General features: G+C 64.4%; 28 protein-coding genes. 15 read left to right on the forward strand and 13 right to left on the reverse strand.

Going from position 1 to position 22,337, the window contains the following annotated elements; translation table 11 throughout:
* Positions 1–4: 4 nt before the first annotated feature.
* Positions 5–1,363, reverse strand: coding sequence for a bifunctional UDP-N-acetylglucosamine diphosphorylase/glucosamine-1-phosphate N-acetyltransferase GlmU (gene glmU, locus IEV62_RS03465; RefSeq protein WP_188445471.1), 1,359 nt, complete (start codon positions 1,361–1,363; stop codon positions 5–7).
* Between the two features lie 61 nt (positions 1,364–1,424).
* Here glmU and IEV62_RS03470 point away from each other — a divergent pair, with 61 nt between their 5' ends.
* Entirely contained in the window at positions 1,425–2,111 is a 687-nt protein-coding gene (locus IEV62_RS03470; protein WP_188445472.1) for an HAD hydrolase-like protein, read from the forward strand.
* Here the strand turns inward: IEV62_RS03470 and IEV62_RS03475 are convergent.
* Genes IEV62_RS03475 through IEV62_RS03490 form a run of 4 tightly spaced genes read right to left on the reverse strand, consistent with a single transcriptional unit; the run spans position 2,103 to position 4,654 of the window.
* Positions 2,103–3,128, reverse strand: coding sequence for a nucleotidyltransferase domain-containing protein (locus IEV62_RS03475; RefSeq protein WP_188445473.1), 1,026 nt, complete (start codon positions 3,126–3,128; stop codon positions 2,103–2,105). The two genes, IEV62_RS03470 and IEV62_RS03475, sit on opposite strands and share 9 nt — an antisense overlap.
* Entirely contained in the window at positions 3,113–3,973 is an 861-nt protein-coding gene (locus IEV62_RS03480; RefSeq protein ID WP_188445474.1) for an HprK-related kinase A, read from the reverse strand. The genes IEV62_RS03475 and IEV62_RS03480 overlap by 16 nt, the downstream gene beginning before the upstream one ends.
* Positions 3,970–4,224: an HPr-rel-A system PqqD family peptide chaperone gene (locus IEV62_RS03485; RefSeq protein WP_188445475.1), complete on the reverse strand. Its 255-nt coding sequence runs from the start codon at positions 4,222–4,224 to the stop codon at positions 3,970–3,972. Before IEV62_RS03485 ends, IEV62_RS03480 begins: the two co-directional genes overlap by 4 nt.
* Positions 4,225–4,261: 37 nt before the next feature.
* Positions 4,262–4,654, reverse strand: coding sequence for a hypothetical protein (locus tag IEV62_RS03490; protein ID WP_188445606.1), 393 nt, complete (start codon positions 4,652–4,654; stop codon positions 4,262–4,264).
* Positions 4,655–4,736: 82 nt separating this feature from the next.
* Here IEV62_RS03490 and IEV62_RS03495 point away from each other — a divergent pair, with 82 nt between their 5' ends.
* From IEV62_RS03495 to IEV62_RS03540, 10 genes are all read left to right on the forward strand, one after another.
* Positions 4,737–5,978, forward strand: a complete 1,242-nt coding sequence (locus IEV62_RS03495) for an ATP-binding protein (RefSeq protein ID WP_188445476.1) — start codon at positions 4,737–4,739, stop codon at positions 5,976–5,978.
* 75 nt (positions 5,979–6,053) lie between these two features.
* Positions 6,054–7,118, forward strand: coding sequence for a substrate-binding domain-containing protein (locus tag IEV62_RS03500; RefSeq protein WP_188445477.1), 1,065 nt, complete (start codon positions 6,054–6,056; stop codon positions 7,116–7,118).
* Positions 7,119–7,126: 8 nt separating this feature from the next.
* Positions 7,127–8,497: a phosphate ABC transporter permease subunit PstC gene (pstC, locus tag IEV62_RS03505; protein ID WP_373868539.1), complete on the forward strand. Its 1,371-nt coding sequence runs from the start codon at positions 7,127–7,129 to the stop codon at positions 8,495–8,497.
* A complete protein-coding gene (gene pstA / locus IEV62_RS03510) occupies positions 8,490–9,788 on the forward strand; it encodes a phosphate ABC transporter permease PstA (RefSeq protein WP_188445479.1) in 1,299 nt (432 codons plus the stop codon). Before pstC ends, pstA begins: the two co-directional genes overlap by 8 nt.
* Complete coding sequence (gene pstB, locus IEV62_RS03515) at positions 9,785–10,555, forward strand: phosphate ABC transporter ATP-binding protein PstB (RefSeq protein WP_188445480.1); 771 nt, start codon at positions 9,785–9,787, stop codon at positions 10,553–10,555. The genes pstA and pstB overlap by 4 nt, the downstream gene beginning before the upstream one ends.
* Positions 10,556–10,561: 6 nt before the next feature.
* On the forward strand, positions 10,562–11,254 hold the full coding sequence (phoU, locus tag IEV62_RS03520; RefSeq protein ID WP_188445481.1) for a phosphate signaling complex protein PhoU: 693 nt from the start codon (positions 10,562–10,564) through the stop codon (positions 11,252–11,254).
* A gap of 29 nt (positions 11,255–11,283) precedes the next feature.
* On the forward strand, positions 11,284–11,976 hold the full coding sequence (phoB, locus tag IEV62_RS03525) for a phosphate regulon transcriptional regulator PhoB (protein ID WP_188445482.1): 693 nt from the start codon (positions 11,284–11,286) through the stop codon (positions 11,974–11,976).
* An 82-nt stretch (positions 11,977–12,058) separates the two neighbouring features.
* Positions 12,059–12,340, forward strand: a complete 282-nt coding sequence (locus IEV62_RS03530) for a hypothetical protein (RefSeq protein WP_188445483.1) — start codon at positions 12,059–12,061, stop codon at positions 12,338–12,340.
* A 152-nt stretch (positions 12,341–12,492) separates the two neighbouring features.
* Entirely contained in the window at positions 12,493–13,392 is a 900-nt protein-coding gene (locus IEV62_RS03535) for an SDR family NAD(P)-dependent oxidoreductase (RefSeq protein WP_188445484.1), read from the forward strand.
* A 73-nt stretch (positions 13,393–13,465) separates the two neighbouring features.
* Positions 13,466–14,497, forward strand: a complete 1,032-nt coding sequence (locus tag IEV62_RS03540) for a hypothetical protein (RefSeq protein ID WP_188445485.1) — start codon at positions 13,466–13,468, stop codon at positions 14,495–14,497.
* A 47-nt stretch (positions 14,498–14,544) separates the two neighbouring features.
* Here IEV62_RS03540 and IEV62_RS03545 read toward each other — a convergent pair whose 3' ends face one another.
* Complete coding sequence (locus IEV62_RS03545) at positions 14,545–14,886, reverse strand: DUF2794 domain-containing protein (RefSeq protein ID WP_188445486.1); 342 nt, start codon at positions 14,884–14,886, stop codon at positions 14,545–14,547.
* An 18-nt stretch (positions 14,887–14,904) separates the two neighbouring features.
* Positions 14,905–15,585, reverse strand: a complete 681-nt coding sequence (epsC, locus tag IEV62_RS03550) for a serine O-acetyltransferase EpsC (RefSeq protein WP_188445487.1) — start codon at positions 15,583–15,585, stop codon at positions 14,905–14,907.
* A gap of 134 nt (positions 15,586–15,719) precedes the next feature.
* Between epsC and IEV62_RS03555 the strand changes: the two genes are divergently transcribed.
* Complete coding sequence (locus tag IEV62_RS03555) at positions 15,720–16,499, forward strand: sulfite exporter TauE/SafE family protein (protein WP_188445488.1); 780 nt, start codon at positions 15,720–15,722, stop codon at positions 16,497–16,499.
* A gap of 10 nt (positions 16,500–16,509) precedes the next feature.
* Here the strand turns inward: IEV62_RS03555 and ahpD are convergent, their stop codons facing one another.
* Both ahpD and IEV62_RS03565 read right to left on the reverse strand, forming a co-directional pair.
* Complete coding sequence (gene ahpD / locus IEV62_RS03560; protein WP_188445489.1) at positions 16,510–17,031, reverse strand: alkylhydroperoxidase, AhpD family; 522 nt, start codon at positions 17,029–17,031, stop codon at positions 16,510–16,512.
* Positions 17,032–17,161: 130 nt separating this feature from the next.
* Entirely contained in the window at positions 17,162–17,704 is a 543-nt protein-coding gene (locus tag IEV62_RS03565) for a peroxiredoxin (RefSeq protein ID WP_188445490.1), read from the reverse strand.
* Between the two features lie 142 nt (positions 17,705–17,846).
* On the opposite strand from IEV62_RS03565, the gene IEV62_RS03570 reads away from it, so the two are divergent.
* Together IEV62_RS03570 and IEV62_RS03575 are read left to right on the forward strand one after the other, a co-directional pair.
* Positions 17,847–18,746 (forward strand): LysR substrate-binding domain-containing protein, encoded by a 900-nt coding sequence (locus tag IEV62_RS03570; RefSeq protein ID WP_188445491.1) that lies wholly within the window; start codon positions 17,847–17,849, stop codon positions 18,744–18,746.
* A 76-nt stretch (positions 18,747–18,822) separates the two neighbouring features.
* Positions 18,823–19,449, forward strand: a complete 627-nt coding sequence (locus tag IEV62_RS03575; RefSeq protein WP_188445492.1) for a fasciclin domain-containing protein — start codon at positions 18,823–18,825, stop codon at positions 19,447–19,449.
* Here IEV62_RS03575 and IEV62_RS03580 read toward each other — a convergent pair.
* Genes IEV62_RS03580 through pgsA form a run of 3 tightly spaced genes read right to left on the reverse strand, consistent with a single transcriptional unit; the run spans position 19,446 to position 20,705 of the window.
* Entirely contained in the window at positions 19,446–19,880 is a 435-nt protein-coding gene (locus IEV62_RS03580; protein ID WP_188445493.1) for a molybdenum cofactor biosynthesis protein MoaE, read from the reverse strand. The two genes, IEV62_RS03575 and IEV62_RS03580, sit on opposite strands and share 4 nt — an antisense overlap.
* Positions 19,877–20,134, reverse strand: coding sequence for a MoaD/ThiS family protein (locus IEV62_RS03585; RefSeq protein ID WP_188445494.1), 258 nt, complete (start codon positions 20,132–20,134; stop codon positions 19,877–19,879). The genes IEV62_RS03580 and IEV62_RS03585 overlap by 4 nt, the downstream gene beginning before the upstream one ends.
* 4 nt (positions 20,135–20,138) lie before the next feature.
* A complete protein-coding gene (gene pgsA, locus IEV62_RS03590) occupies positions 20,139–20,705 on the reverse strand; it encodes a CDP-diacylglycerol--glycerol-3-phosphate 3-phosphatidyltransferase (protein WP_188445495.1) in 567 nt (188 codons plus the stop codon).
* Positions 20,706–20,853: 148 nt separating this feature from the next.
* Between pgsA and IEV62_RS03595 the strand changes: the two genes are divergently transcribed.
* A complete protein-coding gene (locus tag IEV62_RS03595; protein ID WP_188445496.1) occupies positions 20,854–22,143 on the forward strand; it encodes an MFS transporter in 1,290 nt (429 codons plus the stop codon).
* 9 nt (positions 22,144–22,152) lie between these two features.
* Here the strand turns inward: IEV62_RS03595 and IEV62_RS03600 are convergent, their stop codons facing one another.
* A complete protein-coding gene (locus IEV62_RS03600; protein ID WP_188445497.1) occupies positions 22,153–22,320 on the reverse strand; it encodes a hypothetical protein in 168 nt (55 codons plus the stop codon).
* Positions 22,321–22,337: the final 17 nt, after the last annotated feature.

Genomic DNA, 22,337 nt, shown 5'->3' on the forward strand with positions numbered 1-22,337 from the left:
CATGTCAAGATTTCTTCGCCGTAGCTTTTTTCGCCGTCATTGCGTCGCGGAAGCGCTTCGCCCAACCGACTCGCGCTTCCTGCTTGCCGCGCCCGAGCGCCAGCGCGTCTGCCGCGACATCGGCGGTAATGACCGATCCCGCCCCGACGATCGCGCCCGCGCCGATCGTGACGGGCGCAACCAGTGCCGAGTTCGAGCCGATGAACGCACCTTCGCCGATCACCGTCTTATACTTGAAGAAACCATCGTAATTGCAGGTGATCGTGCCCGCGCCGATGTTCGCGCCCGCGCCCACCTCGGCATCGCCGAGATAGGTCAAATGGCTCGCCTTGGCACCAATCCCGAGCGTCGCCTTCTTCATCTCGACGAAATTGCCGACTTTCGATCGCTCGCCCAGCACGGCACCGGGGCGCAGCCGCGCGAACGGACCAACTTCGGCCTTCGCGCCGATGGCCGCACCTTCGATATGGCTGAAGCCATGGATCGTCGCCCCATCGCCAACCGCTACGCCGGGGGCGAAGAAGACGTTGGGCTCGATCACAACATCGCGGCCGATCACGGTATCGTGCGCGAACCACACCGTTTCCGGCGCGATCAGCGTGACGCCGTCCGCCATCGCTTGCGCGCGACGCGTCGCTTGCCAGGATGCCTCGACCGCGGCGAGCTCCCCGCGACTGTTGACCCCGGCGACCTCTGCCGCGGCGGTCTCGATCACCGCCGAGGGGCGACCATCGGCTGCCGCGAGCATCACGACGTCGGGCAAATAATATTCGCCCGCCGCATTATCGTTGCCGACGCGCGCGAGCAGCGCGAACAGATCGGCGCTGCGCACCGCCATCAGCCCGGAATTGCACAAATCGACGGCGCGTTCGGCGTCGGTCGCATCCTTATACTCGACCATTTTGCCGATGATGCCGTCGGACGCGATGATCCGGCCATAGGCGGCGGCATCGGCGGGGCGGAAGCCGAGCACGACGATCGCCGGTGCATCGGCTGCATTGAGCCGGTCGATCATCGCCTGCATCGTGGCGGTCGTGACCAACGGAACATCGCCGTACAGAACCAGCACATCGCCGACGAAGCCGCTAAGCGCCGCCTCGGCTTGTGCGACGGCGTGCGCGGTGCCGAGCTGTTCGGCCTGCAGCGCCGTTACGATCCCGAGCGGCGAGACCGCCGCCTCGACTTGCGCGCGGCCCGCGCCGGTGACGACGACGGTCCGTTCAGGCTGCAACGCCTCAACCGCTGCGACGAGATGCAACAGCATCGGTCGCCCCGCGATCGGGTGGAGCACCTTGTGCAGATCGGACTTCATGCGGGTGCCCTTGCCCGCGGCGAGAATGATGGCGGCGAGAGGTCTGTTCATGGGCCCTGCCCTGCCACGACGGCCTTGCCAATTCCATAGCAACCCTGTCAGGCACGACGGCATGACGAAGAATTCATTCGAAATCGTGGGATTCGACCTCGACGGCACGCTGGTCGACAGCAGCGGCGATTTGACGGCGGCGGTCAACGATACGCTTGCCTTTGCCGGTCGCCCTCTGCTGAGCGTCGAACAGGTCAAGACGATGGTCGGCGGCGGCGCGAAGCATATGCTGGCGCAAGGACTGGAGGCGACCGGCGGCTGCACGCCAGAGGAATTCCGCCCACTCTACAAGCGAATGCTGGCCTATTACGGCGCGCATCTTTCGGTGCACACCCGCCCGTTTCCCGGCGTAATCGCGGCGCTCGACCAGCTCGACGCACGCGGCATCAAAAGCGCGGTGGTCACCAATAAGTTCGAAAGCCTGGCGCGCAGCTTGCTCGCCGATCTCGGGTTGACCGAGCGTTTTGCCTGCATCATCGGCGGCGATACAATGGGTCCGGGCCTGTCCAAGCCCAACCGCGCCCCGATCGACGAGATGATCCGGCGCTGCGGCGGCGAAGTCGGCACGACTCGAACGGCGTTCGTCGGCGATTCGATCTACGACATCATGGCGGCGAAGAATGCCGAGATCCCCGGCATCGCGGTCAGTTTCGGCTTCCTGCTCGAGCCAGTTGAAGACATAGGCGCGGATGCGGTGATCGATTCGTTTGCCGAGTTGCTGCCGACGCTCGAGCGCATCTCAGCCTGACGCAGGACCAGCGCCGCCCTTCCGCCATTTCGTCCACAAATGCCGCGCGAGCATCGCGGGCGGCATGCGGAGCCCGTGCGAGCGGACGTAGAAGGTTTGTCGCGTGAACGGCCGCGTCGCCCTGCCCCATCCATCACGCGCGGTGATCCGGCGGAGATAGGCACCGTCAAGCAAGGTGCGCCCGTCGCCCTCGCCGTAAAGCGCTGCCGCCAGCCGCAGCGCGCGCGCGACTTCGCGCGAAAGGCTGTGATGCGCCGCCCGCGCGGCCAGGCCGTCGGTGCCGAACTGATCGATCAGGCAGTGCACGTCCCACAGGTTGCGCATACCGCCCGCCAGATCGCCATCCGCGAACAGATGCGCGGCTGCGTGGACGATCATATCTGTAGGCGACAACGCCCAAAGTCCGGGTGCAACCTCGATCGCATCCGCCAGCAACACCGCGGCGTCGGGCGTGATCCGCGCGGTGAGCGGCAGGATCGTATGGTGGACGTCGATCATCCGATCGCGGTCGCGGTGGATCAGCGGGGGGAGCTCGTGCATCCATTGCCGGTAATAGGCATCGTCATAGGGATCAGGCTTGACCCACTCCCAGCCGGCTCCGATCAGCGCCGCCTCGACCGCATCGAGCGTATCGCGCGGCACGAGGATGTCGAGATCGCCGATCGAGCGTCCCTGCCCCGCCAGCAAATCCGCCGCGACGAATGCCGTCCCCTTGAGCAACACCACGCGCACCCCGAGCGGCGCGAGCGCCCGCCGCGCCGCCTCGGCCTCCCACAACGCGACGATACGCCCCTGTTCCGCCGAGGCCCGCGCAGCGGCAAGGATGCGCGCGACGCCCGGCGGCACCGCGACGCCGTCCAGCCGCCACGCCAGCGTGCCGATCATCTGTTCCGCGCGCGCGATCGCCAGCAACGCGGTCCAGCCTCCCGCATCGAGCGCTCGCACACATTCGGGCAGCCGCAGCGAACGGGCGAGGAGCCATCCGTCTGGCGTGCCGCCCGCTACCGATCCAGCCATGCCGCCTCCACTTGCGCGACGGCGCTGGCGGTATCGGGATAATCGATCGCACGCGCGGGCACGGTTCTGACAAGCGCGGTGAGCGCATCGAAACCACGCTCGCCGATCGCGACATAATTGGTCGAGGCTTGCGTCAGCCGCACGAACACTTCGCTTGGCGAGACGTCACGCGCCGCCGCCTCGAAGCCGAAGCTGGGGAACAGGATCAGCGCAGGCCGCGCCGGTTGGTCCATCGCCGCCACCGCCGCCGCATCGGGTACGACATGGCGGATGCTGCCTTTAGGCGTGCCCTCAAGCAGCGGGCCGAAGCGGTCGGCGGGGAGTTCCGCCGCGACCGTCGCGATGCTCGCATTCTTCAAGCTGAGCAGCCGGGGAAAGGCGTGGATCAGCCCCGTCTCGGGATCAAGCAGCGCGAATTCGTCGCCCATCAAGCGCCACCCGCGCAGGCTGAGCAAGGCGGCGAGCGTCGATTTCCCCGCGCCCGAAATGCCGGTCAGGATCAGCGCCTGCCCGTTGCGCTCGACCACCGCCGCATGCAGCAACAGGTAGCGCCGCTGGCCGAGCGCCATCTGCAGGTTCATTCCCATTTCCGCCGCGAGCAACCCTTGCGCGAGCGGCAAAGGGGCTGCCTCGGGCAAGACATAATCGCCGCCGATCATCACCGCTGGCCGCACGAAACGACGCCACGGCCGCGCCGCAAACAGGCGCACCGTGAAATCCGGCACGCCGTCGTGCGGCTTGGGATAGGTGGCGTAGAGGCTTTCGAGCTGTGCGATCGGCGCGCGCCAGTCCGACCCGATGCGGAAGCCGACCGGGCCGATCCGCACGGCGAAACTATGCCTCATGCGGTCGATACCAGACCGGTCGCGACCAATTCGTCGAGCCGCGCGAGCAATGCCGCTTCATCGGCATCGCCCAGCTCATAATCCATCGCCAAGCGCCCAAGCAGCGCCGACCGGGTCAGCCCCGCCTCGCCCAGCGTCGCCAAAATCTCCGGCGCGGGCGCGGTGACGAGGTGGGTGATGCCCGAGGCTCGGTGGTATATCGCCGCGAAACTGTCGAGATGGACGATCTTCAGCGTCTCCGGCCGTGCCATGCGGTACACGGTCCCGCCGCCCGCATCCTCCACCGGATCAGCCGCGCGGCATTTGCAACGACGCGAAGCAGGTGAAGCCGCTCGTCCCCGATTGCAGGCGCCGGATGTAATTGGTGTAAGCGCGGTTCTGGTCGTAGCTCGTCCCCGGCAATTGCCCGCCGGCGAGCGCGGTCTTGACCTCTTCACCCTTGAACGATCGCCCGGGCGGCGCGAACGCCCCTAGCGTGCCGCGCGGAACGGTCGTCCCATCGGCGGCGATGAAGCTGCCCGCGCGGCCCGGATCAGGCACGGGAATCTCGCATGTCGAAATCGATGCGGTGGTCGCCGCGAGCGCCGGACGGATCGACACCACCGCCGCCGCCCCGACCGCGCCGAGCATCAGCGCGCGGCGACGGGTGGCGTGGCGGGCGTCGGTCGGATCATCGTTCATCATGTTAAGCCCTTTCACATTCGCAAATCGCTGGCAAGCAAGGCTATCGGTGTTAAGCATCTTTAGGCTAAGGCCCGGTCCCATGGGGCTAGGTTTCGGTTCGCGCACGATCACAGCAATCGGCATCGTCATCGTCGCGGCGGTTGCGGTGTTCCTGATCGATTCGGGCTTGCAAGCGGCGCTGATCACCTTGGTCGGCGGGATCGCGGCGGCGTTGGCGGCGACCGGCGTCGGCGACCAGCCGATCGAAGCACCGCGCCCGCTGCCCGCCCCCGCAAGCCCCCCCTCGCCCGAAATCCAGGAAGTGATCGAAGCGATCGTCGAGCCAGTGCTGATCGTGGCCGATGGACGCGTGGTCAACGCCAATGCGGTCGCGCTCGGGCTGCTCGGCAAACATATCGTGGGGGAGGATGTGCGCGTCGCGATTCGCCATCCGGGGGCCGCCGAACGGCTTGCGAGCCCGATGTCGGGGGTGCCGCAGGGGCCGATCAATCTGGTCGGGCTCGGCACGCTCGATCAACATTGGGAAATGCATGTCGGTCGCGCCGCGGGCGGGCAGCGGATCGTCCAATTGGTCGACCAGACCGGCAATTACGCCGCCGAACGCATGCGCGTCGATTTCGTCGCTAATGCCAGCCACGAACTGCGCACGCCGCTCGCCTCGATTCTCGGCTATATCGAGACGCTGGGCGACGAAAAGGCTGGTGCCGACCCGGAGGTCCGCGCGCGCTTCCTGAAAATCATGTTCGACGAAGCGCGACGGATGCAACGGCTGGTCGAGGATCTCATCTCGCTCAGCCGCATCGAAGCCGAGAAATACCGTTTGCCCGACCGCGCGGTCGATCTTGCCGCGCTGATTGGCGAAGTCCGCTCCGAACTGTTCGATGCGCAGGACGTGCGCAGCAACGACATCGTCGCCACGCTCGAATCGGCGGTCCCACCGGTGATCGGCGATCGCGCGCAATTGAGCCAGATGCTCCACAATCTCATCGGCAACGCGATGAAATATGGCCGAGCAAATACCCCGGTCGCGGTAAAATTATGGCGCGATCCGGCAGGCATGGTGCGGATCAGCGTCACCGACGAAGGCGAAGGCATCGCGCCCGAACATGTCCCGCGCCTGACCGAGCGATTTTATCGCGTCGACCCCGGCCGCAGCCGTGCGGCCGGGGGAACCGGTCTCGGCCTTGCCATCGTCAAACATATCGTCGAGCGGCATCGTGGGCGGCTCGACGTCGCCAGTATCGTGGGAACCGGCACGACGATTACGGTCATGCTGCCTGCTCATATTCCGGCGCAGGCCGACCCTGTCATCAAACGGTAACGCGAGTGTCACACAGGGTGCCCGTCGCCCTGTTATCGCGACTCCGGGGCAGGCCACGCCCGAAGGGGAAATTCCATGAACCGGATCGCTGCTACATTTACAGTCGTCACGTGCGCCACATCGGCGCTTGCCCTTGCCGCGTGTCAGGATCAGGCCAATGGCGGCGGCGCGGGCTCGCGGGATCACATCACCGTCGTGGGCTCCTCGACGGTGTTTCCCTTCAGCACGATCGTCGCCGAACGGTTGGTCAACAAGACACCCGGCATAAAATCACCCGCGATAGAATCGACCGGGACGGGTGCGGGCATGAAGCTGTTCTGCACCGGTGTCGGCGCGGCGCACCCTGACATTGAAGACGCATCGCGTCGGATGAAGGCGAGCGAATATGCCAGCTGCAAGGTCAATGGCGTTGACGGCATCCTTGAGATCCAGATCGGGCTCGACGGCATTGCGTTTGCCGAATCGAAAGCGGGGCCGAACCTGCAATTGACCGCGGTCGATCTGTACAAGGCGCTTGCCGCGACGCCGATGGGGCAGCCCAATGCGACCAAGACGTGGAAGGACGTGAACCCCGCGCTCCCGGCAATTCCGATCCAGGTTTACGGCCCGCCCTCGACCAGCGGCACGCGCGATGCGCTCGCCGAGCTGATCCTCGCGCGCGGCTGCGACGCGATCTATCCGGCGCTGGCCGATAACAAGGCGAAGGACCCGACCGGCTATGCCAAGGGCTGCACCGCGATCCGCGAGGACGGCGCCTATGTCGATGCCGGCGAAAACGACAATCTGATCGTGCAAAAACTCCAGTCCAACCCAAATGCGATCGGCATCTTCGGCTATTCGTACCTTGAGGAGAATAAGGACAAGTTGAACGGCGTGCCGCTCAACGGTGTCGAGCCGACCTATGAGACGATCGCACGCGGCGCCTATCCAGGGTCGCGGCCGCTGTTCCTCTACGTCAAGAAAGCGCATTTGAGCGCGATCAAGGGCCTGCGCGAGTATCTGGCGCTCTACGCCGGTGCGTGGGACCCAGACGGTCCGCTCGTCGCCAAGGGGCTGATCGCGGCGCCCGAAGACGTGCGCAAGCGCAGCGCGCAAATCGTTAAGGATGAAACAACGCTCGATCCGGCAAAGCTGCCGTAAGGGTGTCGATGCTGGCACTGTTTCTGGTCATTGCGGGACTGGGTCTGATCGGCTGGCTGACGGCGCGGATGCGCGCCGTTGGCTTCCGCCGCGGCAGCACCGCGCGCTTCAGTTCACTGCCGTCGCATTTTGGCGGTTATGTCGCGTTGTGGACGATGCTCCCTGCCGCTTTGTTCCTGACGATCTGGGCTTCGACCGCACCCGCGCTGGTCACCGACCGGGTGTTGCGCGATCCCGCCGCCGCGCAACTGCCGCCCCCCGGGTTCGACCGCGCGGCGATCCTGTCCGAAGCCCGCAGCCTGGCCGCGGGCAACAGTTTCGGCGCGTTCAACCCGCTCTCGCAAAAGCTCGCGCCCGCTTATGCGGCAGCGCAGAGCCGCTTCGACTGGATCGGCAGTGCTGCGGCCTTGCTGCTTGCCTTTGCTGGCGGCGCGTTCGCTTACACCCGCGTCCGCCCCGATTTCCGCGCACGCAGCAAGATCGAGCATGTCGTCATGGCAGGCCTGCTCGGCGCGTCGCTGATCGCGATCTTGACCACGATGGGCATTGTCGCATCGTTGCTGTTCGAATCGTGGCGCTTCTTCAGCATCGTGCCGATCGGCGATTTTCTGCTCGGCACGCATTGGAGCCCACAAGTCATCGACTCCGCCGACCCAGGTAAGACGCTCGGCGCGGTGCCGCTGTTCTGGGGCACGTTTTTCATCGGCGCGGTGATCGCGATGCTCGTCGCGATCCCGTTCGGGCTGATGAGCGCGGTGTATTTGACACAATATGCCGCCCCGAGTGCACGGCGCTGGATGAAACCGATCCTTGAGGTTTTGGCCGGGGTGCCGACCGTCGTTTATGGGTATTTCGCCGCGCTCACGGTTGCACCTGCGGTGCGAGATTTCGCGGTGTCGATCGGCATCACCTATGCCAGTTCGGAAAGCGCGCTCGCCGCCGGTTTGGTGATGGGGGTGATGATCATCCCGTTCGTCTCCTCGATGGCAGACGATTCGCTCGCCGCCGTCCCCGCCGCGATGCGCGACGGCAGCCTGGCGATGGGCGCGACCGCATCGGAGACGATCCGCCGCGTGTTGCTGCCCGCCGCGCTTCCCGGCGTTGTTGGCGGGGTGCTGCTCGCGGTCAGCCGTGCGATCGGCGAGACGATGATCGTGGTGATGGCCGCAAGCGGGGTCGCCACGCTGACGCTCAACCCCTTTGCCAGCGCGACGACGGTCACCAAGCAAATCGTCGATTTGCTGACCGGCGAGGCCGAGTTCGACAGCCCGAAGACGCTTGCCGCCTTCGCGCTCGGGCTGACGCTGTTCATCATCACCCTGCTCCTCAACATCGTCGCGCTGACGGTCGTGAAACGGTATCGCGAAGCTTATGAGTGACACGCTGGTTCCGGGTCTTCCGGTCACCGCAGCGCAGCCGACCGAGCGTGCGCCGACCGATTGGCGCACCGCCGCGATGCAGCGCCGGATCCGCCGGCGCTATGGCGCCGAGCGTCGCTTCCGCTTTCTCGGGCTCACCGCCGTGGTGATATCAGCCGGGTTTCTCGCGGTGCTGCTGGTGACGATGCTGTTCAACGGGGCGAGCGGGTTTCTGCAGACGCAGATTGCGCTGCCGGTCGATTTTGCGCGCGCCGGCCTGACGCTCGACGCGACACGGCTCAAGGGTCCGGGGGCCGACCTAGCGCTTGCCGGGGCGGGAATCGAGCGCGCGACCACCGCCGCAGCCGTCGCCGCCTACGGTAAGGACGGCGCGCGATTGCTCTCCGACGGCGCTTGGCTGAGCGTTCGAGCAGCGGTCAAGCGCGATCCGGCGATCCTCGCCACGCGTGCGACGATCTGGGTTCCGGCGGCCGGCATGATCGACGTCGCCGCCAAGCGGCAGGGCGACCCCGTCGCCGAGGCGATCGTCGCGCGGTTGGATGCCAAACAGGCGCTGTCGACTGGCTTCAACGTCCCCTTCCTGACCGCGTCCGATTCGAACGATCCGACGCGCGCGGGCATTTGGGGGGCGTTCAAGGGTTCGTTGTACACGATGTTCGTGACGCTGATCCTCGCTTTCCCGATCGGCGTGCTTTCGGCGCTGTACCTCGAGGAATATGCGCCGCGGAACCGCTGGACCGATCTGATCGAGGTTTCGATCAACAACCTCGCCGCCGTCCCGTCGATCATCTTCGGGTTGCTCGGCCTTGCAGTGTTCCTTGGTACCTTCGGGCTACCGCGATCAGCACCGATTGTTGGTGGCCTGACGCTCGCTTTGATGACGATGCCGGTGATCGTGATCGCCGGGCGCAACGCGATCAAGGCGGTCCCGCCGTCGATCCGCGACGCCGCGCTTGGTGTCGGAGCCAGCCCGATTCAGGTCGTGTTTCATCACGTCCTGCCGCTGGCCTTGCCCGGCATCTTGACCGGCACGATTATCGGCATGGCGCGCGCGCTCGGCGAAACTGCGCCGCTGCTGATGATCGGGATGCGCGCCTTCATCGCCTCGCCGCCGGGCAAATTGACCGATCCGGCGACGGTGCTGCCTGTACAGATCTTCCTGTGGTCCGATCAGATCGACCGCGGCTTTGTCGAAAAGACCAGCGCGGCGATCATCGTCCTGCTCGTCTTTCTGCTCGCGATGAACGGCTTCGCGATCTACCTCCGCAACAAATTCGAGACTCGCTGGTGACCATTTCCAATCAAGCCAAAATCGCCGCGCACCACGTCAACGTCTGGTACGGTACGAAAAAGGCGATCGACGACGTCTCGCTCGATTTCGGCTCGGATCAGGTCACCTCGCTGATCGGTCCGTCGGGCTGCGGCAAATCGACCTTTCTGCGGACGCTCAACCGCATGAACGACACGATTCCTTCGGCGCGCGTCGAGGGCGACATCACGCTCGACGGCGAGGATATTTACGCAGCTCATATGGACGTCGTGCAGCTCCGCGCCCGCGTCGGGATGGTGTTCCAGAAGCCGAATCCTTTTCCTAAATCGATCTTCGAGAATGTCGCGTACGGTCCGCGCATTCACGGGCTTGCCGCGAACAAGCCGCAACTGGCGGAGATCGTGGAGAAATCGCTGCGCCGCGCTGGCCTGTGGGACGAGGTCAAAGACCGCTTGACCGAGAGCGGCACGGCGCTGTCGGGCGGGCAGCAGCAGCGTTTGTGCATCGCACGCGCGATCGCGGTCGATCCCGAAGTAATTCTGATGGACGAGCCCTGCTCAGCGCTCGATCCGATCGCAACGGCCAAGATCGAGGAATTGATCCACGAACTCAAGGGTCGCTACGCGATCGTCATCGTCACGCACAACATGCAACAGGCGGCGCGCGTGTCGCAGCGGACCGCGTTTTTCCACCTTGGCACGCTCATCGAATATGGCGCGACCTCGGACATCTTCACCAATCCCCGCCAGGAGCGGACCAAGGATTACATCACCGGCCGGTACGGCTGATAGGACATGCCATTGAACGACCATACGATTAAGGCCTTTGACGAAGAGATCGGCCAGCTGCGCGGCCTGATCGCGCAGATGGGCGGCCTTGCCGAACATGCCATTGCCGCCGCGATGGAGGCGCTGCGCCGTCACGATCTCGAAGGCGCACGCGCGATCGTCGCAGGCGACCGCAAGATCGACGCGCTGGAGATGGAGGTCGAGGCGCTGGCGGTGCGGATCATCGCGCTGCGCGCGCCGCTCGCCGACGATCTGCGCGAGGTGGTCGCGGCGCTGAAAATCGCCGGCGTCGTTGAGCGAATCGGCGACTACGCCAAAAACATCGCCAAGCGCGTGCCGCTGATCGAAAGCCATGGCGAGATCGAACCGCTTTCGGTCTTACCCGCCATGTCCGCACTCGCGGTGCAGATGGTGCACGACGCGCTCGATGCCTTTGCCGCGCGCGATGCCGAAGCCGCGGTCGAAGTGTGCGACCGCGACCGGCAAGTCGACGATTTCTACAACAGCCTGTTCCGCGTGCTGGTCACCCACATGATGGAAAACCCAAAGACAATCGGCCAAGTCGCGCAATTGCTGTTCGTCGCCAAAAACCTCGAACGCGTCGGCGACCACGCAACCAACATTGCCGAGATGATCTATTTCGCGGCGACCGGCACCCACATGGCCGAGCGTGACCGCGGCCCCCTACCCACGACCTGAGCTATCCACGACCTGAAGGAGCGATCGACATGGCACGAGCCAAAATGTTGCTGGTGGAAGACGATGCGGCGCTCGCCGAGCTGCTGATCTGGCATTTCAAGCGCGAGGATTTCGAGATCGCGCAGACCCCCGATGGCGAGGAAGCGCTGCTGCTCGCCAAAGAGAATACCCCCGACATCGTCCTGCTCGACTGGATGGTCGAAGGCTTGTCGGGGATTGAAGTGTGCCGCCGCCTGCGCCGGATGCCCGAAACCGCGAACGTGCCGATCATCATGCTCACCGCGCGCGGCGAGGAAGAGGATCGCGTGCGCGGGCTCGAAACCGGCGCCGACGATTATGTCACCAAGCCCTTCTCCCCGCGTGAGCTTGTCGCGCGCGTCGGTGCGGTGTTGCGGCGGGTGCGGCCGGCGCTGGCGGGCGAGCAATTGACCTATTCCGACATTGAGATGGACACGGTGGGCCACAAAGTGCGCCGGTCGGGCGAGGTCATCCCGCTCGGGCCGACCGAATTCCGTTTGCTCAAGCATTTCCTTGAACATCCCGGCTGGGTGTTCAGCCGTGAGCGCTTGCTCGATGCGGTATGGGGGCATGACAGCGACATCGAAAGCCGCACCGTCGACGTCCACATCCGGCGGCTGCGCAAGGCGATCAACCGCGGCGAGCGGCCCGACATCATCCGCACCGTGCGCTCGGCCGGCTACGCGCTCGATTCGGGCGCGTAAAGAAAGACGGGAGCCATGCGCGGGAATGTGCGTTTCATGGCACGAGCAGCAGACAAGGCTGCCAGTTCGCAGGAGACCCCACATGAAACGCATGATGTTCGCAGCGCTTGCTATCGCCGTCGCCACTCCGGCGCTGGCGCAGACCATGCCCGCCCCCGCCCCGGCACAAGATCCGGCAATGGCACAGCCCGCCGCACCGACGACCACCCCGGACGCCAACATGTCGGCGGCGACGCCTGCCGCACCGATGCCAGCGACCGGCACCTATCCAATGTGTTCGCGCACCGTCACCGACCAATGCACCGAGCGGTCCAATGCGCGCGGCGAACGGCTGCATTCGACCCCGCGTCCGCACAGGCGCTGAGCGTGCGGCGGGGTATGCACCTCGCCTGTTAGGATACCACGCCGACGCGTGGGATGCCGCGCGTCGGCTTTTCGTCGGAACGGTATGGCGGACGCTTGCACCGGACACACAATGGCCTAGGACGCCCGAACGGTTTTTTGAGGAGTTCAGCCATGTCCATCCGTTTCGACAATAAGGTTGCCATCGTCACCGGCGCAGGCGGCGGTCTGGGCCGCGCCTACGCGCTCGAACTCGCGCGGCGCGGGGCCAAGGTCGTGGTCAACGATCTCGGCGGCACGCGCGACGGTACCGGACATTCGGATGCCGCGCTGAAAGTCGTCGAGGAAATCGAGGCGATGGGCGGCGAAGCGATGTCGGACGGCGGCAGCGTCACCGAATATGAGCATATGGTCGAGCTGGTCGCCAAGGCGAAGGCCAAATGGGGCGGCGTCCATGTCCTGATCAACAATGCCGGCGTGCTACGCGACAAGAGCTTCGCCAAGATGGAACCGTCCGATTTCAAATTCGTGATCGACGTGCACCTCAACGGCTCGGCCAATTGCACCAAGGCCGTGTGGGAGACGATGCGGACGCAGAATTACGGGCGCGTGCTGATGACGGCGTCCTCGACCGGGCTGTACGGAAATTTCGGCCAGGCCAATTATGGCGCGGCGAAGCTCGGCCTGGCTGGCCTGACAAAGACTCTCGCGATCGAAGGGGCCAAGAACAACATCAAGGTCAACACAATCGCCCCGACGGCAGGCACGCGGATGACCGAAGACCTGTTCCCGGCGGAAGCGTTCGCCGCCTTCGCCCCCGAAAAGGTCGCGCCCGCCGCTTTGTACCTCGTGTGTGAGGAGGCCCCGACCAACATGATTATCGGGGCAGGTGCGGGCGTGTTCCAAGCCGCCTATGTCACGCTGACTCAAGGCAAGCTGCTGACCGGCGACGATCTCTCGCCCGAAGGCATCGCGGCGCATTGGGGCGAGATCACCGATCGCACCGGCGAGCTGACCCCACAGAGCGGGTCGGAGCAGTCCATGAGCATCCTGAAGAAGCTTCAGGGCGGTTAAGGGCGCCCATTCGCTGTATTGCTACACCAGTACACCTATGGTAGTCCTCCTGCCACCAACAGGAGGGACCACCATGTATAGCGAAAGCGATATCGACGGCGCAGTGACGGCGGGGGCGATCAGCGCTCAGGCCGCCGCCGCATTGCGCAACCACATCGCCGCCAGCCATGCCGCGCCGGCCGTCGACGAAGAGCATTTCCGGCTATTGTCGGGCTTCAACGATATTTTTGTCTCGATCGCGGTCGCACTGGTGCTGGTCGCGGTGGCGTGGATCGGCAAGTCGATTACCACGCCGCTGGCAGGGGCCCTCGTCGCCGTCAGCGCCTGGGCGCTCGCCGAATATTTTACGCGCGCACGGCGGATGGCGCTGCCGAGCATCCTCTTGCTGCTCGCTTTCGTCGGCGGCGTCGCGGCAACCCTCGTGGGCGTGCTAATCGAGCTGAAGCCCGATTTTTCCGACTCGACCAACGCGGCGATCGGCGCAGGGATTGCGCTGGTGGCAGCGGGCGCGGCGTGGCTGCACTGGCGGCGTTTCATGGTGCCGATCACCGTCGCGGCGGGTGCTGCCGCTTCGGTCGCGGTCGTGATCGGGCTGGTCATGGCGGCAATCCCGACCGCCAAGGACGCGATCTATCCGCTGTTGCTGGTGTGCGGCATTGCCGTGTTCGCGCTGGCGATGCGCTGGGACGTGTCGGATCGCGAGCGCCGGACGCGCCGTTCGGATGTTGCCTTCTGGCTTCACCTTGCCGCCGCGCCGATGATCGCGCATCCGGTGTTCCACATGCTCGGCGTGTTCGGCGGCGACATCGGCATCGGCACCGCGCTGATCGTGCTCGGTCTGTACCTCGCTTTCGCCTTCGTCGCGCTGGCAGTTGATCGGCGCGCGTTGCTCGTCTCCAGCCTCGTCTATGTTCTTTATGCAATGTACGCACTGTTCCAGAATGCCGGCGCGGTCGAGCTCGCCTGGGCGTTCACGGCTTTGGTGATCGGATCGGCGCTGCTCACGCTGTCGGCGTTTTGGCCCGCAATGCGGCGGGTCGTCGTGGGGCTGCTCGGCAGCGTGGGCGAGCGCTTGCCGCCAGTGGGCCAGATGGTCGCAGCCTAACGAATACCGGACGCGCGGCCCGCTCGCGGCGCGTCCGGCCCTGCTTGCTACTCCACGATCTTCATCAGCCGCCGCTCAACGGGTGCCAGCACCGGGCCAAGCTCGTGCCCGCGCTTCAGCACCGCGCCCTGCTCGCCGACCAGCGCCCACATGCCTTGCTTGTTGCGCAGCGACGGGCGTTTTTCGATCCTGAATTCGGGCCGCTCGGCGGCGCGGCGGAAGGCGGCGAAGATCGCCGCGTCCTGCGCGAATTCGATCGCATAATCACGCCACAGTCCCGCCGCGACCATCCGGCCGTAGAGATCGAGGATGCGGGTAAGCTCAAGTCGCTCGAACCCGATCTGGGGCGCTGAACCGCGCGGGGTCGGAAATGGGGTAACTGTCCCCATCAGACGACCGGCATCCGATTACGCACGATCGCGCAAATCCTCATTCTCCGCGAGCAATGCATCGAGCCGCTTGCGCATCGTCTCCAGCTCACAACGAAGCAATTCGACCTTCTGCGTCGCCGGATCGAACATCTCGCTGCAGGGCGTGCCGTACGCCAGAAAGCCGCTCGGCTTCTGCCCGCCCTCGACCATCGTCGCGCGCGCAGGGATGCCGACCATGACCGCGCCCTCGACCACGTCGCGCGTGACGACAGCATTGGCGCCGACGCGCGAGCCTTTGCCGAGCGTGATTGGCCCGAGCACCTGCGCGCCCGATCCGATGATGACATTGTCGCATAAGGTCGGGTGGCGCTTGCCTGCCACGCCATTGTCGGGATTAGTGCCGCCCAGCGTCACGCACTGATAAATCGTGACATTGTCTCCGATCAGCGCGGTCTCGCCGATCACGACGAAGCCGTGGTCGATGAAGAAGTTGCGACCGATCGTCGCACCCGGATGGATATCGATCGCGGTCAGGAAGCGCGAGAAATGGTTGACCGCGCGCGCGAGAAAGAACAGCCGCAGCTTGAAGAGCGCGTGCGCGATGCGATGATAGCCGAGCGCCCACACGCCCGGATAGGTCAGAATTTCCAATCGCGATCGAGGTGCCGGATCGCGCGCTTTGATCGAATCGAGATAGGCGATCAATCGTCCCATCATGCCGGTGTCCCCTATGTATCGGCGACTATTTAGGGCGTCGGTCCACCAAATTAAAGAACCGTCCCATCGTTAACTTGGGCGCTCTAAACCCTATCTCGCTTGTAGGATTTGAGCTGCTCGGTGCAAGATCAACTATGCCAGACTTCTCATCCGTAGATTTTGCAGCGATTTTCGCGGTGATGCTGCCCTTCATCCTTGTCGGGTTTGCCGCGCAAATGGTTGATGGCGCGCTCGGCATGGCGTTCGGGATCATCAACAATACGTTGCTGGTCGCGTTCCTCGGCGTGTCACCGGCGCTTGCTTCAGCCACCGTCCACGCGGTCGAGACGTTCACCACGGCGGCATCGGGCGTGAGCCACATCGTGCACCGCAATGTCGATTGGCGGCTGTTCCGGCGGCTCGTCATCCCCGGCGTGCTCGGCGGCATGCTTGGGGCCTATGTTCTCAGCAACATCGATGCGACGGTCGCGCGACCTTTCGTGATGGCATATCTCGCCGCGATCGGCCTGTATCTGCTCTATCGCGCCTATCGCGGGCGAGTCGAACCGCGCGAGCCCAAGATCATTGAGCCGCTCGGTTTTGTGGGCGGTTTCCTCGATGCGGCGGGCGGCGGTGGCTGGGGGCCGGTGGTGACCTCCAACCTTTTGGTGCAGGGCGCCGCGCCGCGCACCACGATCGGCACGGTCAACACGTCCGAATTCTTCCTGACCGCAACGATCTCTGCGACCTTTATCGCGACGTTGGGGTTCGCCGCCTTCACGCTACAGACGCTGGGGATTTTGATCGGCGGTCTACTTGCCGCACCGTTCGGCGCGGTGATCGCCAAGCGCGTATCCCCACGCCCGCTCATGGGGATGGTCGGCGCATTGCTGACCGTGACGAGCGCCTATTCGATCTGGGCGGCGCTCGCCTGAGGCCAGACCATCAGTTCAGCGCTGAATGCACCGTCGCGACCGCTTTCATCACCGCACCGATTCGCACCGCGGTCTGGATCGCCTCGGCCGTGGTGCCGGCCTTCTTCAGGATCTGTTCGTGGCTGTCGATGCACATGCCGCAGCCGTTCATCGCGCTGACGGCAAGGCTGAACAGCTCGAAATCGACCTTGTCGATGCCCGGCTGGCCGATCAGGTTCATCCGCAACTTGGCGGGCATGCGCTGATATTCGTCGTTTCCGGCGAGATGCGTGAAGCGATAATAGACGTTGTTCATCGCCATCACCGCCGCCGCCCCGCGCGCCGCATTGGCGGCTTCGGGCGAGAGCTTGGGCGGGCATTCGAGTTCTGCAGCGTCGACCAACGGCTTGTACCCCGTGGCGTGCGCGCAGGCGAGCATCAGGCCGAATTTCTGCTGATCGGGCAGATGCGCCTCGTTGAGCAGCGACCCGACATTGAGCCGAATGTCCTTGGCGAAATCCGGGAGCGTCCCGGCGAAATCCTTGAGTGACATAATGTACCTTCTACTCCCCTCCCGATTGCGGGAGAGGTTGGGGAGGGGATGTCGTAAAAAGGGAGGCCAGACCTTGCGGAACTGCCCTCCCCTAGCCCCTCCCGCAAGCGGGAGGGGAATTTTGCGCTGGTTACGCCGCCAGCTTCAGGACGTCGTCGCCCTTGTTCCAGTTGCACGGGCACAGCTCGTCGGTCTGCAGCGCGTCGAGCACGCGCAGCGTCTCGGCCGGGTTGCGGCCGACGTTCAGGCCGTTGACCTGCACCGCCTGAATGATGTTGTCGGGATCGATGATGAAGGTCGCGCGGAACGCGACATGCTCGTTCTTGTCGAGAATGCCGAGCGCCGAGGCGAGCACTGCACCATTATCCGCCAGCCACGGGAAATCCGCTGCCGCCAGATCGGGATCCGACTTGCGCCAGGCAAGATGGACGTGCGCGGTGTCGGTCGATGCGCCGATCAGCACGGCGTCACGATCCTCGAAATCCTGCTTCAGATTTGCGTAACCGACGATCTCGGTCGGGCAGACGAAGGTGAAATCCTTCGGCCAATAGAACAGCACCTTCCACTTGCCGGGGAACGCATCTTGGCTGAGCGTTTCGCCAGCGGGGAGCGCGGATACGCCCTGCTGGACGGGAATGGTGAAGGCGGGGAGTGTGTCGCCGATGGTAAGCATGAATCTGGCCTCCTGATAAAACGGGGCCTCGTCGACATCCTCGCGCGCGATATTTCCTACCGTCTCTGCGCGCCCGATATAGGGGCTGTTGGTTATCGATCCAATAGGTTATTTGTCGCCTCCTGATCGAGTGGAGCGATAAATGGCGACCTACCTGCCTACGTTGAAACAATTGCAATATCTCGTGGCGTTGCAGGATCATGGCCATTTCGGGCGCGCGGCCGAAGCGTGCTTCGTGACGCAATCCACTCTGTCGGCCGGGATTCGCGAACTCGAAACGCTCATCGGGGTTGTTTTGGTCGAGCGGACGCGCCGCGTGGTGCGCTTTACTCCGCTTGGCGACCGGATCGCGGACAAGGCGCGCCGCGTGCTGCGCGAAGCCGAGGAACTGGGTGACATGGCGCGCGCGGCGGGACGACCGCTTTCGGGCGAAATGCGCATGAGCGTCATCCCGACGATTGCGCCGTTCATGCTGCCGCGCATCCTGCCGCGCCTGCGCCGCGATTATCCCGATCTGAAACTGTTCCTGCGCGAGGAACCGAGCGGCCCGGCCTGTGAAGGCTTGCACCACGGCCGCGCCGATTGCGTGCTGCTTGCCTTGCCCTATGCCTGCGGCGAGGTGGCGTCGCAAATTCTGTTCGACGACAAATTGTTCATCGCGGGGCAGCCCGGAGAAATGGGCAATCTCACGCTCGCCATGCCCTCAAGCGAGATCAACGAAACACGTCTGCTGTTACTCGAGGACGGGCATTGTCTGAAGGATCATGCGTTATCGGCATGCGCCCGCCCTGAATTGCGCGCCGAGGCGACGATGATGGGAACGTCGCTGCATACGATCGTCCAAATGATCGACAATGGTCTCGGTCTCACGATGCTGCCCGAAATGGCGCTGAAGGCGGGCATTCTCGATCATACCGGGCTGGTCGCGCGGCCGCTCGACGCGACCAACCCGTCGCGCCACATTGCGCTGGTATGGCGGCGCGGCTCGCCGCGCGAGAAGGATTTTCAGCTGCTCGCGACCGCGCTCGCCGAGGCGGTCTAGGCAACCAAATCGCCGCTCGCTCGTATCTCTCCTGCGCAGTCCTACCTGGACGCGCCCGTTTCGAGTGGAGAAACTCATGATTTCCAAGAGCACTTTGTACCTGACCGCCGCGATCGCCGGTGCCGTTTCGATCGCAGCGACCGCGACCGCGCAGACCGCTGCGCCAACGACGTCCGCGCCGACAACCGCTGCGCCTGCTGCACCCGCCGCTGCTGCAAATCCGATGGTCGGCGGCGTCGCGATGGACGCGACCCAGCCGATCGCCGTCAACGCCGCGGCGGCCCCCAACCTCTCGACCCTGGTCACGGCGATAAAGGCCGCAGGCCTTGCGACCACGCTGTCGGGCCCCGGTCCATTCACGGTGTTTGCGCCGACCAATGATGCCTTTACCCGGCTGGCACCCGGCACGGTCGAGAACCTGCTCAAGCCCGAAAACAAGGCGACCCTCGCCAAGGTGCTGACGTACCACGTCGTGCCAGGCACGATCACGTTTGCCGATCTGCAAGCCCGGGCAAAGACGAGCGGCGGCAAGGTCGTGCTGACCACAGTCGAAGGTGAGCCGCTGACGCTCGACGTCAGCGCGACGGCGGTTGAGCTGACCGATGTCAACGGCAATAAGAGCTTCATCGAGACTCCCGACGTCAAGCAGTCGAACGGTGTCGTTCACGTCGTGAACGGCGTGGTTCTGCCGAAGCTCGGCTAATGACTCCACCGCGCGGCGGCGGCATCGTCGCTGCCGCGCGGTTCTACCCAGCTCGCATCGTCCCCGCGCGTTTCCTTCTTCCAGAACGGCGCGTCGGTCTTCAGCCGATCAATCAGAAATGCACACGCTTCGAGCGCGGCCGCGCGGTGCGCCGCTGCGGTGCCTACGAACACCACGATATCTCCCGGGACCATGACGCCGACGCGGTGGGTGATCCGTGCGTCGATCAGCCCCCACCGCTCCACCGCGCGTGCCGCGAGCATCGCCAGCGCCGCCTCTGTCGCGCCCGGATAATGTTCAAGTTCCAGCGTCGCCACGCCGTCGTCCGCGCGCACGAGCCCGACAAAGGTCGCGATCCCCCCTGCCCCCGTGGCCGAAATCGCGGCGCACTCGATGCCTGCATCGATTGGCGCCGCACCGACGGTAATCATCCGCCCGTCACCGGGGGAAAGATCGCCACTTCGCGCGCGCCGATCACCGACGCATCCAGCCCAACGAAGGTCTGATCGACCGCCGCACGCAACCGTGTTCGGTCGATAAATGCCGCCGCATGAACGGCGCTGCCCGCGGCCAGCCAATCGATCAAACCTGCCACCGTGACGACATCGGCAGGCGGATGGACCGTCTCGCTCCCGTGCCCGATCCGCTCGCGCACCCACGCGAAGTATACCAACTCAAGTCCCACTTGATCAATCCATATGCTTCAGACCGGCTCGGAGATAATCCCAGCCAGTGATGACCGTCAGAACCGCCGCGACCCATAAAGCCCCCAGCCCGACTTGCCCGACCCATGGATGCAACGGCACCGCGCCGCCCAGGATCAAGGCGCCTAGCGCAACCAATTGCAGCGTCGTCTTCCATTTTGCCAATTTCGAAACCGGCACCGACACCTGCAACTGCGCCATAAATTCGCGCAGCCCCGACACCGCAATCTCTCGCAGCAAGATGATCAGCGCGGCGATTTGATGCACGCCCTGAATCACCGCCGGGTTGCCGTCACGCGTGCCGACCAGCAGCAGGATCACCGCCGCGACCATGATCTTATCGGCGATCGGATCAAGAAACACGCCGAGCTTCGACACCGTCCCCTTGGCGCGCGCCAGATAGCCATCGAAATAATCGGTGATGCCCATCAGGCAGTATAAGACGAAGCCGATTGCATAGCCGTCGGCCCACCCCGGCCACCACAGGAACCAAGCGAGCAATGGGACCGCGACGATCCGCGACAGGGTGAGAAGATTGGGTAAAGTCAGCACAATCCTGCTCTAGCGACGCGAGGCGGCGGGCGAAACCCCACCGCCGCAAACGAATGCCACGCCGGATCGCGACAAGCGGGTTGCTGGCGCTGGCACCACTGGTCTATGGACGGGACTTGTTCCGCCATTTTGAGGCCCCGACGACACCATGCTCAATGCGCTCGGCTTGCTGAAAGAGCGCCGTTTTCTGCCACTTTTCGTGACGCAGTTTCTGGGAGCCTTCAACGACAATCTGTTCAAGACGAGCCTGGTGCTGTTCGCGACCTACCACATTTACAACAGCGCCGAGACCGAACAGAATTTCAACGCGATCGCGACCGCGCTGGGGATCTTGCCGTTCATGCTACTGTCTGCGCTGTCCGGACAATTGGCCGATAGCCACGACAAAGCGAAGATCATCCGCATCGTGAAGACTGCCGAAATCGCGATCATGTTGCTTGGTTCCGGGGGGATGATGCTGGCCTTGTACGGCATGACTCAGATCGGGCTGGGCTTGATGCTGGGCGCGGTCCTATGTCTGGGCGTACATTCGACCTTCTTCGGTCCGATCAAATATGCGATCCTGCCACAGCATCTGCACGAGGATGAAGTGCTCGGCGGGACTGGCCTGGTCGAGGCGGGAACCTATATCGCGATCCTGCTCGGCACCGTGCTCGCCGGAATCATGGCGGTGCAACACGCCGCGATCGCAGTGCTCGTCGTCGCGTTGATCGGATGGGCGGTGTCGTTCCAGATCCCGACCGCGCCGCGCGAAGGGCCGCCACTCACGATCGATTACAACCTGTTCACCGCATCGTGGCGGCTGATTTCGGGCACGATGCACATCCGCCGCCTGTTCCTGGCGATTTGCGCGATCAGCTTTTTCTGGACGATGGGCGCGGTGCTGATCATCATCTTCCCGCCGCTCGCCAAGAACGTGCTGACCGCCGACAAACATGTCTCGACGTTGATGATCGCCTTGTTTTCGATCGGCGTCGCGGTCGGATCGGTTCTGATCAACGCGTTGCTGAAAGGGCATACCTCGGCGCGGTACGGGCCGGCCGCCGTCCTTGTGATGGGCGCTTTCGTCGTCGCTTTCTCGCTTTTGTGTCGGGGATGGCCCGCCGCGCCGGTAGGAACGCTGTACGATCTGGTCGACTTCATTCAAATCCCGCGCGCGATCCTCGTGCTGCTGGTGCTGATGGGCATCGCAGTCAGCGGCGGTATGTTCGTCGTGCCGCTTTATGCCTTTCTGACGACGACCGTGACCAAAGATCAGACCGCGCGGACGGTTGCCGCCAACAATGTCGTCAATGCCGGTGCGATGGTGACCGGAGCGGTGGCGGTACAGGGCCTCTCCTTCGCCGGGGTTACGTCGGAAAACATGTTGCTGGTGGTGGCGGTGATGAGCCCGATCGCCGCTTGGCTAGCCCAAAAGCTCCATCTCGCCTGCGACTAAGCGCGACCTTTACCCGATGAAGGTGTAAAAACAGATGAAGAAGGCCGAAAACGCCAGCGCGAACAGCTTGATATCGTTGTCGTCGCGAGTCCGCGCCTGTTCGATCCGAGTCAGCACCAACGCCTGACGAAAGGGGTGGCGAGCGACGGGCGCGGTCGGGAGGAAGGTGTGTTGCATGGCATCAAGTTAACGCA

It is taken from the genome of Sphingomonas psychrolutea (assembly GCF_014636175.1).
GTDB lineage: Bacteria > Pseudomonadota > Alphaproteobacteria > Sphingomonadales > Sphingomonadaceae > Sphingomonas > Sphingomonas psychrolutea.